The sequence below is a fragment of the Kitasatospora purpeofusca genome, assembly GCF_036010405.1.
Taxonomy (GTDB): Bacteria; Actinomycetota; Actinomycetes; order Streptomycetales; family Streptomycetaceae; genus Kitasatospora; species Kitasatospora purpeofusca.
Genome location: NZ_CP108561.1, coordinates 4,544,491 through 4,556,793, shown reverse-complemented (window position 1 = coordinate 4,556,793; position 12,303 = coordinate 4,544,491). Strand labels below are relative to the sequence as shown.

The 12,303-nt window shown below is 73.8% G+C and carries 12 protein-coding genes; 6 read left to right on the top strand and 6 right to left on the bottom strand.

Annotated features, from left to right (window positions below):
- Nucleotides 1-111: 111 nt before the first annotated feature.
- The 3 genes from tatA to OG715_RS20125 all read right to left on the bottom strand — a co-directional run bounded on the left by tatA (nucleotide 112) and on the right by OG715_RS20125 (nucleotide 2,917).
- Nucleotides 112-411 (bottom strand): Sec-independent protein translocase subunit TatA, encoded by a 300-nt coding sequence (gene tatA, locus OG715_RS20135; protein ID WP_266270191.1) that lies wholly within the window; start codon nucleotides 409-411, stop codon nucleotides 112-114.
- Nucleotides 412-586: 175 nt separating this feature from the next.
- Entirely contained in the window at nucleotides 587-1,225 is a 639-nt protein-coding gene (locus tag OG715_RS20130; RefSeq protein ID WP_266270190.1) for a class I SAM-dependent DNA methyltransferase, read from the bottom strand.
- A gap of 141 nt (nucleotides 1,226-1,366) precedes the next feature.
- Nucleotides 1,367-2,917 carry an MFS transporter gene (locus tag OG715_RS20125; protein ID WP_266270189.1) on the bottom strand — a complete coding sequence of 517 codons (1,551 nt, stop codon included), beginning with the start codon at nucleotides 2,915-2,917 and terminating at the stop codon, nucleotides 1,367-1,369.
- Between the two features lie 136 nt (nucleotides 2,918-3,053).
- Between OG715_RS20125 and OG715_RS20120 the strand changes: the two genes are divergently transcribed.
- Nucleotides 3,054-3,680 carry a TetR/AcrR family transcriptional regulator gene (locus tag OG715_RS20120; protein ID WP_266270188.1) on the top strand — a complete coding sequence of 209 codons (627 nt, stop codon included), beginning with the start codon at nucleotides 3,054-3,056 and terminating at the stop codon, nucleotides 3,678-3,680.
- A 3-nt stretch (nucleotides 3,681-3,683) separates the two neighbouring features.
- Here OG715_RS20120 and OG715_RS20115 read toward each other — a convergent pair whose 3' ends face one another.
- On the bottom strand, nucleotides 3,684-4,001 hold the full coding sequence (locus tag OG715_RS20115; protein WP_045939570.1) for a cupin domain-containing protein: 318 nt from the start codon (nucleotides 3,999-4,001) through the stop codon (nucleotides 3,684-3,686).
- 191 nt (nucleotides 4,002-4,192) lie between these two features.
- Here OG715_RS20115 and OG715_RS20110 point away from each other — a divergent pair, with 191 nt between their 5' ends.
- Nucleotides 4,193-4,459: a hypothetical protein gene (locus tag OG715_RS20110; protein ID WP_266270187.1), complete on the top strand. Its 267-nt coding sequence runs from the start codon at nucleotides 4,193-4,195 to the stop codon at nucleotides 4,457-4,459.
- A 99-nt stretch (nucleotides 4,460-4,558) separates the two neighbouring features.
- On the opposite strand, the gene OG715_RS20105 is transcribed toward OG715_RS20110, so the two are convergent.
- Both OG715_RS20105 and OG715_RS20100 read right to left on the bottom strand, forming a co-directional pair.
- Entirely contained in the window at nucleotides 4,559-5,716 is a 1,158-nt protein-coding gene (locus tag OG715_RS20105; protein ID WP_266270186.1) for an acyl-CoA dehydrogenase family protein, read from the bottom strand.
- Between the two features lie 354 nt (nucleotides 5,717-6,070).
- On the bottom strand, nucleotides 6,071-6,385 hold the full coding sequence (locus tag OG715_RS20100) for a hypothetical protein (RefSeq protein ID WP_030393697.1): 315 nt from the start codon (nucleotides 6,383-6,385) through the stop codon (nucleotides 6,071-6,073).
- 261 nt (nucleotides 6,386-6,646) lie between these two features.
- Between OG715_RS20100 and OG715_RS20095 the strand changes: the two genes are divergently transcribed.
- The 4 genes from OG715_RS20095 to OG715_RS20080 all read left to right on the top strand — a co-directional run bounded on the left by OG715_RS20095 (nucleotide 6,647) and on the right by OG715_RS20080 (nucleotide 12,302).
- Entirely contained in the window at nucleotides 6,647-7,354 is a 708-nt protein-coding gene (locus OG715_RS20095) for a DedA family protein (RefSeq protein WP_266270184.1), read from the top strand.
- Between the two features lie 127 nt (nucleotides 7,355-7,481).
- On the top strand, nucleotides 7,482-9,359 hold the full coding sequence (locus OG715_RS20090; RefSeq protein WP_266270183.1) for a threonine/serine exporter family protein: 1,878 nt from the start codon (nucleotides 7,482-7,484) through the stop codon (nucleotides 9,357-9,359).
- Between the two features lie 69 nt (nucleotides 9,360-9,428).
- Nucleotides 9,429-10,559 carry a hypothetical protein gene (locus OG715_RS20085; protein WP_266270182.1) on the top strand — a complete coding sequence of 377 codons (1,131 nt, stop codon included), beginning with the start codon at nucleotides 9,429-9,431 and terminating at the stop codon, nucleotides 10,557-10,559.
- 321 nt (nucleotides 10,560-10,880) lie between these two features.
- Nucleotides 10,881-12,302, top strand: coding sequence for a C40 family peptidase (locus OG715_RS20080; RefSeq protein WP_266270181.1), 1,422 nt, complete (start codon nucleotides 10,881-10,883; stop codon nucleotides 12,300-12,302).
- Nucleotide 12,303 lies beyond the last annotated feature (1 nt).

The window sequence follows — 12,303 nt, the reverse complement described above, 5'->3', positions numbered from 1 at the left end:
CGTCGATGGCCGAGCGTCGAGGGCCGCGCGAGTCGCCGGTGCCGGTGCCGGACACGACGAAGCCCCCGCCGTTTCGGGCGGGGGCTTCGGTCGACTTCGTACCGCCGTGGATCAGGCGGTGGTGGACCGGGGCGTCTCGGTCGCCTTGGTCACGTTGGTCGGGTTGACGGCGGCCGGGCGGGGCTGCTCGGCAGCCGGCTGCGCCGGGGCGGCGGTGCTCTGGGCGGTACCCGGCGCGGCGTCGGCGGCGGGAGTGTCGTCCTCACGCATCGCCTTCGTCTCCGCCTTGAGGATTCGCATCGACTTGCCGAGGCCGCGGGCCATCTCCGGCAGCTTCTTCGACCCGAACAGCAGGATCACGACAGCCAGCACCACAAGCACGTGCCAGGGCTCAAGACCGTTACGCAGCATCCCTGGCCACCGGTCCCTTCTCGTCTAGAGTCATACGTCACAGTTGGGCAAAGCGCCCGTCCCCTGGCCAGTATGCCTGTCCGCAGCGGCGAACGTATACACCGGCCGGGAAACGCTGGTCAAAAACCAGGTGCTGCGCGGACGGACGACCGAGGGGTGCGGAACGCCCCTCGGATCAGGTCCGACGGGCCAGCAGACTGCCTCGGCGGGTCGGTGCCTCCTCGGGGTACGGGTCGCGTTCCAGCCGGGCCGTGACGGTGAAACCGGCCTCCGTCAGGAGGTCGGCGACGGTGTCGGTCTCCAGGGAGCGGAAGTCCACGTCCACCCGGTGGCCCCACCACTCGTCCAGTGTCCTCACCTCGCTGCCCAGGTGGAACGAGACCAGCAGCACCCCGGACGGCCGCAGCACCCGCCGCATCTCCTCGAAGGCCGGCCGCAGCTCGCCCGGTTCGAGGTGGATCACCGAGTAGAGCGCCACCGCGGCGGCGAACTCCCCGTCGGCGGCGGGCAGTGCCAGCAGGTCGCCGACCCGGAACTCCGTCCCGGGCTGCTCCCGCCGGGCGACCGCCACCATCGCGGGCGACAGGTCCACCCCGACGGCCGGCCCCCGCTCGCCCAGCCACCCGGTGACGTGCCCCGGCCCGCACCCCAGGTCCGCCACCGTGCCCCCGGCGGCCTCCTCCAGCACCACCCCGAGCAGCGCGCGGTCCATCACCTTGAACGCCAGCTCGCCCCCGATCCGCTTCCGGTACTCCTCCGCCACCGTGTCGTAGCTCGCCCGCACCCGCCCGTGCCCACCGTCGTCGTCGCTCATCCCGGCAGCCTGGCACGCGGCCCGGTCCCGCACGGTCGAACGGCGGAACGGGTGGGCCTGCCGCCGAACGCGGCAGCCCCCGCCCGGGGTGGGCGGGGGCTGCGATGACGCGCGTGCGGGGGACCGGGTGGAGCGGGTGGGTCAGACGGTGGCGGGCTCGGGGCTCTTGGCGGCCGGGGCGGCGGCGGGGAGGTGGCGCATCAGGCGGTAGGCGAGGAGGGAGGCGCCGATCGCGAGGACCAGGCCGACCACGGCGGCGATGTGCAGCCCGTCGGTGAAGGCGGCCCGGGCGGTGACGAGCAGGTCGGTGCCGAGCCGGCCGGGCAGCTGGGCGGCGACGGTGACGGCGCCGCCCAGGGTGTCCTGCGCGGTGCGGGCGGCCTCGCCGTCCAGACCGGCCGGGAGGGCGCCGTCCATCCCGGAGCGGTAGACCGCGGCGCCGGCCGCGCCCAGCAGGGCGATGCCGAGGGAGCTGCCGAGTTCGACGGCGGTCTCGGAGGTGGCGGAGGCGGCGCCGGCCCGCTCGACCGGGGCGGCGGAGACGACCATCTCGGCGGTGAGCGTCATGGTGCCGACGGTGCCGGCGGCCAGCACACCGGCCGCGGTGAGGATGAGCGCCAGCGGCGAGTCCGGGCCGACCAGGGTCATCATCGCGAAGCCGGTCGCGCCGATCAGGAAGCCGCCGGCCATCATCACCGCCGGGCGGACCTTGCCGGCGAGCGCCGCGCCGAGACCGACGGCGGCGCCGACACCGACGCTGGGGACGAGCGACCAGAGCGAGGCGGTGAGCGGGCTCATGCCCTTGACCAGCTGCAGGTACTGCGAGGTGAAGAGGGTGAAGCCCATCATCGCGAACATCGCCACGGTGTTGACGGTGATCGCCCCGCTGAAGGTGCGGATCCGGAACAGGGCGAGGTCGAGCAGCGGGTCGGCGGCCGTGCGCTGGCGCCAGTAGAACGCGCCGGCCAGCAGCAGGCCGACCGGGACGGCGAGCGCGGCGACCGGGTCCCAGCCGTCCACCGCGAGCGTCTTGACGCCGTAGACCAGGGGCAGCACGGCGCTCATCGAGAGGACGGCGCCGAGCAGGTCGAAGCCGCCGCGACGGGGGGAGCGGTACTCGGGGAGCAGGGCCGGGGCGGCGAGCAGGACCAGGGCCATCACCGGGACGGCGAGCAGGAAGACCGAGCCCCACCAGAAGTGGTCGAGCAGCAGGCCGCCCGCGACGGGGCCGAGGGTGGCGCCGGTGGTGAGGATGCCGCCCCAGGCGCCGAGCGCGATCTGACGCTGCTTGGGGTCGTGGAACATGTTGCGGATCAGCGCGAGGGTCGAGGGCATCACGGTGGCCCCGGCGATGCCCAGCACGGCGCGGGCGGCGATCAGCTGGCCGGCGCCGTCCGCGTAGGCGGCGAGCAGCGAGGCGCCGATGAATCCGGCCGCACCGATCATCAGCAGCCGGCGGCGGCCGATCCGGTCGCCCAGCGCGCCCATCGTGATGAGCAGCCCGGCCAGCAGGAACGAGTACATGTCCATGATCCACAGCTGCTCGGTGCCGCTCGGCGCCAGCGTGGTGGAGATGTAGGGGACGGCGAAGAAGAGCACGCCCATGTCCATGGTCAGGACGAGGGTCGGGAGCAGGAGGACGGCGAGGCCGATCCATTCGCGACGGCCTGCGCGGCCGGTGGTGGCGGTCATGAGGAAGACGGTACGGGTGTGTCAGACGCTTGTCTAGTACAAGCGTCTAAATCGATCGTGCGAGACTCGCGTGCCAGACGTATGTCCGAGACGTATGTGCAAGACAAGCGTCTTGATCGGACGTAGCATTGCGGGCATGGGAAATCGTGAGGACCTCATGGCCGGTGCCAAGCAATGCCTCTTCGAGAAGGGCTACGCGCGCAGCACCGCCCGGGACATCGCCACCGCCTCGGGCGTCAGCCTGGCGGCGATCGGCTACCACTTCGGCTCCAAGGAGGCGCTGCTCAACGCGGCGCTGATCGAGGCCACGGAGGAGTGGGGCGCCGTGCTGGCGACGGTGGTGGCGCGGGCGAGCGAGGCGTCCGAGGACCCGGCGGAGCGCTTCGTCGCGGTCTGGGACGGTGTGCTCGGGACCATCGCAGAGCACCGCGGCCTCTGGGCCTCGCAGTTCGAGGTGATGCTGCAGGCGGAGCGGGTGCCCGAGCTGCGGGAGGCGCTCGCCGGGATCCAGAAGCACGGGCGGCTCGGACTGTCGGCGCTGTTCCAGGGGCTGCCCGAGGTGCCGGACACCGAGGAGGAGCTGTCCCGGGGCATCTTCTACCAGGCACTGCTGGTCGGCCTGGCCGGTCAGTGGCTGGCCACCCCCGACCTGGCGCCCCGCGGCCAGGACTTCCTGCGCGGTCTCGAACTGGTCGGCGGCTCGGTGCTGAAGCCGAAGGGCGCCCCGGCGGACGGGCCGCAGTGGCACGGCCCCACCGGCTGAGCCTCAGGCGGTGACGGCCGTCAGCAGCACCACCGAGTCGATGTGCGCGAGCAGGCCGTGCCGCTCCTGCGGGACGGTCTGCAGCTGACCGGCGGATAGTTCCTCCCGCCGCCCCGCGACGGTGAGCGACACCCGTCCGCGCAGCACCTGGAGGCTGGCGGCGGCCGGGGCGTTGTGCTCGTCGAGCGAGGTGCCCGCGGTCAGGGCGATCACGGTCTGCCGCAGGACCCCGTCGTGCAGCACCAGATGGGCGCTGCGGCCGTGCGGGCTCTCGGCCGCCCTGGCCGCGTGTTCCGCGACGAGCTGTTCGAGATCCACCATCGCGCGTCCTCCTGCCGTCCTGTTGTCCTGCTGCCGCCCCGCCGGGCCGGCGGGGCCGCCGTCCGGCTGCCGTGCCGGGGGCCCTTGCGGCCCAGCGTCCCGGACCCGCCCCGCGCCCGCACGCCGAGCGGCGCCCGCGTGCGGACGCGCTCGGCGTGCGGAGGCGGCCGACTGCATCCATGGTGGAGGGCATGGCGACCAACGAGCGTTCTTTCAGCGGGTTCCAGGTCAACCGCTCGCTGCTGGCCGGCGGCGCGGTGCTCACGGGCATCGGCGCGCTGTTCGGGACGGCGGGTGCGGTGATGGTGTGCGCGGCACTGGCCACGGCCGGCCGCGAATGGGTGCGGCGGCTGGACACCCCGCCGACGGCCCTGGCCCAGCGGGCCCTGCACGAGGCCAAGGTGGCGTCCTCGGCGGGTTGGGAGGCCTGGCGCACGGAGCACCACTCGCCCAACTGATCACCGGGCCGGGGCCGTCGGCCCGCGGTCCGCGGCGTCCGCCCGTCCGCACGGACGGGCGGACGCCGCGGACGGCCCGGCGCCCCGGGGCCCGGCCGGCTACAGGCCGAGCGACTTGGCGACGATGCTGCGCATGACCTCGCTGGTGCCGCCGTAGATCCGGAAGACCCGGTTGTCGGTGTAGAGCCGGGCGATCGGGTACTCCAGGATGTAGCCGTAACCGCCGTGCAGCTGAAGGCACTTGTCGATGACGCCGGACGCCGACTCGGTGCAGAACAGCTTCGCCGCCGCGGCGTCCGCGACCGTCAGCTCGCCGTTCTGGTACAGCTCCAGCGCGCGGTCGACCATCGACTGCTGCGCCACCACCTGCGACTCGCAGTCGGCCAGGGTGAACTTGGTGTTCTGGAACTCGGCGACCGTCTTCCCGAACACCTTGCGGTCCTTGACGTACTGCACCGCGAACCGCACCGCCGCCGCGGCGGCCGCGTACGCGCCGACCGCGATCGCCAGCCGCTCCTGCACCAGGTTGTGGGTCAGGTAGGTGAACGCTCTCCCCTCGTCGCCGAGCAGGTTCTCCACCGGCACCTTGACGTCCGAGAAGGCCAGTTCGGCGGTGTCCGAGCTGCGCAGCCCGATCTTCTGGAGCTTGCGGCCGACCGTGTAACCGGGGGAGGCGGTGTCCACGCAGAGGATGGAGAGCCCGGCCCGACGGTTGTCCGGGTCGTACGGCGAGGTGCGGCAGACCACCAGGACGAGGTCGGCGAGGACGCCGCCGGTGATGAAGGTCTTGGCGCCGTTGAGGACGTAGTGGGTGCCGTCCTCGGAGAGCCGGGCGGTGGTGGAGATGCCGGCGAGGTCGGAGCCGGCGCCCGGCTCGGTCATCGCGATCGCGGTCATGATGTCGCCGGAGACGAAGCCGGGCAGCCAGCGCGCCTTCTGCTCCTCGTCGGCGTACTCCAGCAGGTAGGGCAGCACCAGGCCGGTGTGCACGCCCGAGGACCCGAAGCCGACGCCGGCCCGTGCGGTCTCCTCGGCCACCACCGCCTGGTACTTGAAGCCGCTCTCGCCCGCGCCGCCGTACTCCTCGGGCACCTCGATGCCGTAGACGCCGAGTGCGCCCAGCGTGCGGTAGAAGTCGCGCGGCGGGTGGCCCGCGGCCTCCCACTCCTCGTACACGGGGACGACCTCGTTGGCGATGAAGTCGCGGATGGTCTCGCGGAAGGCCTCGTGGTCCTCGGTGAACACGGTGCGGCGCACGGCGGTGCTCCCTTCGACGTGCCCGGCACGGCGCGGCCGGGCGGCCCGCCGATGGCCCCACAAGTTAATCGGGGGTAGCTTCGGCTGTCCAGGGTCGGCGGAGCGGCGTTCGCACTGTTCTCGCTGGTCAGCGGCGGGGTGGCAGGCTCCGGTCGCACAGTGCCCGGCCGGATCCGGGCGACTGCCTGCGACGGCCCGGCCGGGCCGTCCACGGTCTCCCGGAGCCGCCGGACCCGGGAGACCGCAGGAGCGACGCGGCCGGGTGGGCACCCCGCCGGCGTGGGGTGCCCACCCGGCCGCGATCGGCGGATGTGCCAGGGGCTGTCAGAGAACCCCTCGGAGGTGGAGCGTCGCTCAGCCGCCGATGTGCGGGGCGAACAGGGCGGCGAGGTTGCCGTTGCCCTGGAGGGCGCCGATGTTGCCGGCGTTCCCGGTCGCCGCGAGGGTGTTGCTCTGGTTGCTGGCGCCCGACCCGGTGGCGGTCTGCTGGGTGCTGACCACGTTGCCGTGGACGTTGCCGATGATGTTGCCGGAGCCGGTGTTGCTCACCACGCTGCTGTTGGAGTGGTGGTCCGCGCCGGCGCCGTTGTCGGCGTGGGCGGTGCCGATGCCGGCGAGGAGGAAGGCCCCGAGGGCGGTGACGGCGGCGGCTGCGCGGATACGGGACACGATGGTCTCCCTGAGGGTGGAGTGCGAATGGTGGCGCGTTCCGGAGTGGCCGCTCCGCAGCGCCGTTGCCTGACGTCGCACGGCCAGGATTCATCAGGGCCCGGGAGGAACTCCACCGAATGGCCGAGGATTCGCCCGATGGTGGTACCCGGATGATTGTCCGACTGCTGCCCGGACCAGGGGTGTTCGAAGGTTTCTTGGTGAATGCTTTACTGTTTCATTGCCAAGAGTCGACCCTTCAGGCCCTCAGGAGTCCGCCCCGTGACCAGCCTCGCCCTCGGCCCGTCCTGGCTCGATCCGACCTACCTGATCTCCACCTTCGGACTGATCGGCATCCTGGCCATCGTCTTCGCCGAGTCGGGCCTGCTGATCGGCTTCTTCCTCCCGGGCGACTCGCTGCTCTTCACCACCGGTCTGCTGGTGGCCGGCGGGACCTATCTGCACCAGCCGCTCTGGCTGGTCTGCGCGCTGATCGTGCTGGCGGCGGTGGCCGGGGACCAGGTCGGCTACCTGTTCGGACGGAAGGTCGGACCGGGCCTGTTCCGCCGCCCCGACTCCCGGCTGTTCAAGCGGGAGAACGTGGAGAAGGCGGCCGCCTTCTTCGACCGGCACGGCCCGAAGGCGATCGTGCTGGCCCGGTTCGTGCCGATCGTGCGCACCTTCACCCCGATCGTCGCCGGGGTGGGCGCGATGAACTACCGCGTCTTCGTCCTCTTCAACGTCATCGGCGGCGTGCTCTGGGGCGCGGGCGTCACGGTGCTCGGCTACTTCCTCGGGCAGATCCCGTTCGTCCGGGAGAACATCGAGGCGATCCTGGTCGGCATCGTGCTGGTCTCGGTGGTCCCGGTGGCCGTCGAGCTGCTCCGCGCCCGGCGCTCCGGCCGGACCGCGCCGGCCGACGGAGCCGGGCACCCCGAACGCGCCGCGGCGCCGACCGCCGGGGCCGGCGGCCGCCATCGCGCCGGGTAGGCGTCCGCACCCGGCCGGTCCCGCCGTCCCGTACATGTGCGTCCGGCAGTTCGATCGGGCATGGTGTATCCCGAGATCGAACGGCGGCCCGGGGGACCGGCACCGCCAGGGGCGGCAAGGAGCGGAAGTGCCGAAGCGGGGCCGACCGGGCGGCGGCAAGAAGGCCAGGGGCGGCCGGGGCGGCCGACCGCCCCGGCCGCAGTCCCGGCCCGCCCCGGAGTCGCGCCCGCTCCACCCGTCCGCCGCGCCGCCCACCGAGGGCCTGCTCGGGCACCCCGCCCCGGTCGTCGAACCGACCGTGGAGATCCCGCTCCTCCTCCCCGCGCCCGAGACCAAGGGCCTGCTGGCACCCGAGCCCGAGCCCGAGCCCGAGCCCGAGCCGGAGGCCCAGCCCGAACCCGGTGCGCCGGCGGTCGACGCGCCACCCGCGGAGGCGGTGCCGGCCGACGGCGAGCCGGCCGCCCCGGGCCGACGCCGCCGTTCGGTGGCCGAGGACACCCTCACCCCCGAGGAGTGGCGGGCCGCCGGCTACACCCCGCCGCTCGGCATCCCGGTCGGCGCCCTCAGTCCCGGCGCGCCCGGCGAGGCGCCGTGGCCGGACCGGATGCGCACCCTGCTGCGCACCCCGATGTCCGAGCGCCCGGCCTTCGAACGCACCGCCCGCGAGCTGCACCCCTCGGTCGCCGTCGGCCGCAACGTCCCGCGCGTCCTCGACCTGACCCTGCGCATCGGCGAACTGCTGCTGGCCAGCGGCGAGGCCGCCGAGGACGTCGAGGCGGCCATGCTCGGCATCGCGCACGCCTACCGGCTGGACCGCTGCGAGCCGCAGGTCACCTTCACCCTGATCGGCATCTCGCACCAGCCCTCGCTGGTCGAGCCGCCGATCACCGCCGACCGGGTGGTGCGCCGCCGCACCTCCGACTACACCCGGCTGAACGCGGTGTACGAGCTGGTCGCGGACATCACCGCCGAGAAGGTGAGCGTCAACGACGCCTACCGCCGGCTCGCCGCGATCCGCCGCAACCGCCACCCGTACCCGGCCTGGATGCTCGCCCTGAACACCGGTCTGCTGGCCGGCGCGGCGACATTCCTGGTCGGCGGGCGGCTCGACGACAAGGCCGGGCTGGTCTTCATCAGCGCCTTCGTCGCCGCCGTGCTCGGCGACCGGCTGGCCTCGCTGATCGCCCGTCGCGGCCTGCCGGAGTTCTACCAGTTCGTGCTGGCCGCGATGCCGGCCGCGGCCTCCGGCATCGTGCTCTCCTTCAACGACCTGGGCCTGCGCGGCTCGGTGGTGATCACCGGCGGGCTGTTCGCGCTGCTGCCCGGGCGCGCCCTGGTCGCCGCGGTCCAGGACGGTCTGACGGGCTTCTACATCACCGCGGCGGCCCGGCTGCTGGAGGTGATCTACCTGGTGGCGGGCATCGTCATCGGCGTGATGCTGATCCTCTACCTGGGGGTCGGCTTCCAGGCGAAGCTCAAGCCGGACGAGTCACTGGTCGGGATCAGCTACCCGCCGGTCCAGATGGTCGCGGCGCTGGTACTGACCTGCGCCTTCGCGATGCTGCTGCAGACCGACCGCCGCTCGCTGGCCCTGGTCACGCTGAACAGCGGCATCGGCTGGGCCAGCTACGGGGTGCTGGCCTACAACGCCCAGCTCTCGCCGATCGTCGCGACCGGTGTGGCGGCCGGCCTGGTCGGCCTCTTCGGCCAGCTGATGGCGCGCTACCGCAACGGCTCCGCGCTGCCGTACGTCACCGCCGCGATCGGGCCGCTGATGCCCGGTTCGGCGCTCTACCTCGGCATGCTGTCGTTCGCCCAGGGCCACCCCAGCGGCGGCCTGGTCCAGATCACCAGGGCCGCGGCGATCGCCCTGGCGCTGGCCATCGGGGTGAACCTGGGCGGGGAGATCGCCCGGCTCTTCATGAAGCTCCCGGTCGGGGTCGAGCGGCCGTCGCTCGCCCCGGTGATCCCGCGCCGGGCGGCCAAGCGCACCCGCGGTTTCTGACGCCGATCGTTGGCCTCCGGGCCATGTCGTGGCAGACCGTACGCAGCACCAGGAACGAAGGTAAGACGCATGACCACACTGCTGGACGGCTACCGCGAGCACATCGTCCTCGCGCACAAGCAACCGCTGTTCCTGCTGCTGGTCGGGTTCATCACCTCGTTCGTCTTCATCCGGTTCAGCGTGCGGATGATCAGGGCCCAGGTCCGCTGGTGGCCCGGCAACGTGACGCCCGGCGGGCTGCACATCCACCACATGGTCTTCGGCCTGGGCTTCCTGCTGGTCGGCGGCATCGGGGTGTTCGCCACCTACGGCGGCCACCCGTGGATCGACCTCTTCGGCCTGCTCTTCGGCATCGGCTGCGGTCTGGTGCTGGACGAGTTCGCGCTGATCCTGCACCTGGACGACGTCTACTGGAGCGAGCAGGGCCGCAAGTCGGTGGACGCGGTGATCTTCGGCATCCTCTTCACCGGCCTGCTGCTGGTCGGCTACGTGCCGCTCGGCGCGGAGCCCACCGGGGAGACCAGGTGGGGCCTGGTCACGGTGATCTCGGTGAACGCGCTGGCCATGGTCGTCACCCTGCTCAAGGGCAAGATGTGGACCGGCCTGCTCGGCATCATGGTGCCCGGCCTGTCCTGGGTCGGCGCGATCCGGCTGGCCCGGCCGAGCAGCCCCTGGGCGCGCTGGCGGTACGCCGGGCGCCCGCGCCGCCGGGCCCGGGCGCTCCGGCGCGAGCGTCGTCTGCACCGGCGCGCGGACATCGCCCGCACCTGGCTTTTCGACCTGATCGCCGGGGCACCGGACAAGGTGTCGGCCAACCACCCGGCCGCCCACCGGGTGGCCGAGCGGATGGCCGCCCGGGCCAGCGCGCACCTGGACGCGCACGCCGCCCGGGCGCTGACCCGGCGCTCCGCGCGGCTCGCCGACCGGCGCTCGGCGGCGGGCGGGGAGCACCCGTCGGGCAACCACCGGACCGCCGGGGCGAACGGCAACGGGGGCGCCGGCAACGGGGCGGCGTACGGCGGGGCGGGCGGCTACGGCGGGCCGGCCGATCAGGCGGGGCCGCGGGACGGGTCCCAGCGGCGCCGTCGCACCGTCCGGGCCGGCCGGGACCGGACGTACGCCGTCCGGCCGACCGGGCAGCCCCTCCGTCCGGGGCGACACCGCTGGCTGCGGCCGAGGACACGTCGGATGAGCCGTTAGTTCGTATACTCTGGCCGCCCGGTTGGGGCCGTTCTGCGGTCGGATCATCAGATGGTCACCCGGCCGGCGGTGCGGACTTGAGGTGTGAAACCCGCCCCGCTTGAGAACATGACGAGCAGTGACCGTCTTGTCACGGAATGAGCTGTTCTGTCGCACCTCTCGGTACCGGACAGGTGAGCGGCGGACGGTGGGCGGGCGACGGACCGGCGAGCCGCCGGAGCCGGTCGGCCCCCGCCGCCGCCCCCGGTCCCGGTGCCGCCCCGGCCGCACTGCGGCGCGGGTGCGCGGCCGCTCCCTCGTGACCGTTCGAAGGGATGAATCGTGGCGCGCAGATTCCTGCCGACCCTCCTGTTGTCCCTCACCGCGCTGCTCGGACTGCTGCCCGTCGCGGCGGCCGCCCCGGTGGAGCCGGGCGAGCCCAGTGCGGCCGCCGAGCCGTCCGGGGCCGGGGCCGGTTCTTCCGGCAGGCCCGGTTCCGCCGACGTTCCGGGGGAGGGGGCGTACCCCTCCGCCGAGGAGATCGACCGGTCCCGGGCCGAGGCCGACGCCACGGCCGGCTCGGTCGCCGCCATCGAGGCCGGCCTCACCGCCGCCAGGGCCGAACTCGACACCACCGCCCGGACCGCCGAGCAGGCCGTCGAGGCGTACAACGGCGCCCAACTGGCCCTCGGCCGGGCCCGGGCCGAGGAGTCCGCCGCCGCCGACCGGTCGGCGGCCGCCGAGGCCGAACGGTCCGCCGCCGCCGAGGACGCCGCGGCCCTGGCCGCCGAAACGTACCGGCAGGGCACCAGCGCCGAGCTCTCCGCGATCAACGCCCTGCTCGGTGCACGCGGCCCGCGCGAGGCCGGGGACCGGGCCGCCGTGGTCGGGATCGCCAGCGACCGCTCCCGGCAGATCCTCGACGCGGCCGTCTCCACGGCCGCCGGGGCCGGCCGGGCCGCCGCCGCCGCGCGCACCGCGGCCGAGACCGCCGAACGGGCCGCCGCGGCGGTCGGCGCGGCCCGGGAGCAGGCCGAGGCCCGGCTGACGGACCAGCAGAACCAGGTCGCGGCCACCGGCCTGAGACGCGAACGACTGCTCGCCGAACTGGCGGCCGCCCGCCACACCACGGTCGAACTGGAGCGGCAGCGGCGCGAGGCGCTGGAGGCGATCGCGGCCCGGGAGGCCGAGGCGGCGGCGCGCGCGGCCGCGGAGAAGGCGGCCGCCGAGCGCGAGGCGGCGGAACGGGCCGCGGCCGAGCTGGCCGCGGCGGAGAAGGCTGCCGCCGAACGGGCCGCCGCCGAGGCTGCTGCTGCCGCCGCCGCTTCCGCGGCTGCTTCCACCCCCGCGAAGACCGGCCAGGCCGCCGCCGCGCCTCCGGCCGGGCGGCCCTGGTCCGCGGAGAGCGCGGCCTCCGCCGTGGCCTTCGCCCGCGCCAGGATCGGCCTGCCCTACATCTGGGGCGGCGAGGGCCCGGCCGGCTACGACTGCTCCGGGCTGACCATGATGGCCTGGCGCGAGGGCGGCAAGCGGCTCAACCACTTCGCCGCCGACCAGTACGCGCAGTCCACCCCGGTCACCTACCGCCAGCTACGGCCCGGCGACCTGGTCTTCTGGAGCGCCACCGGCCGGGCCGCCGACATCCACCACGTCGGCCTCTACATCGGCGACGACCAGATGATCGAGGCCCCCCGCGTCGGGATGCCGATCAAGCAGGCCAGCCTCTGGATCATGGGCACCCCGGACTTCTACGCCCGGCCCTGAC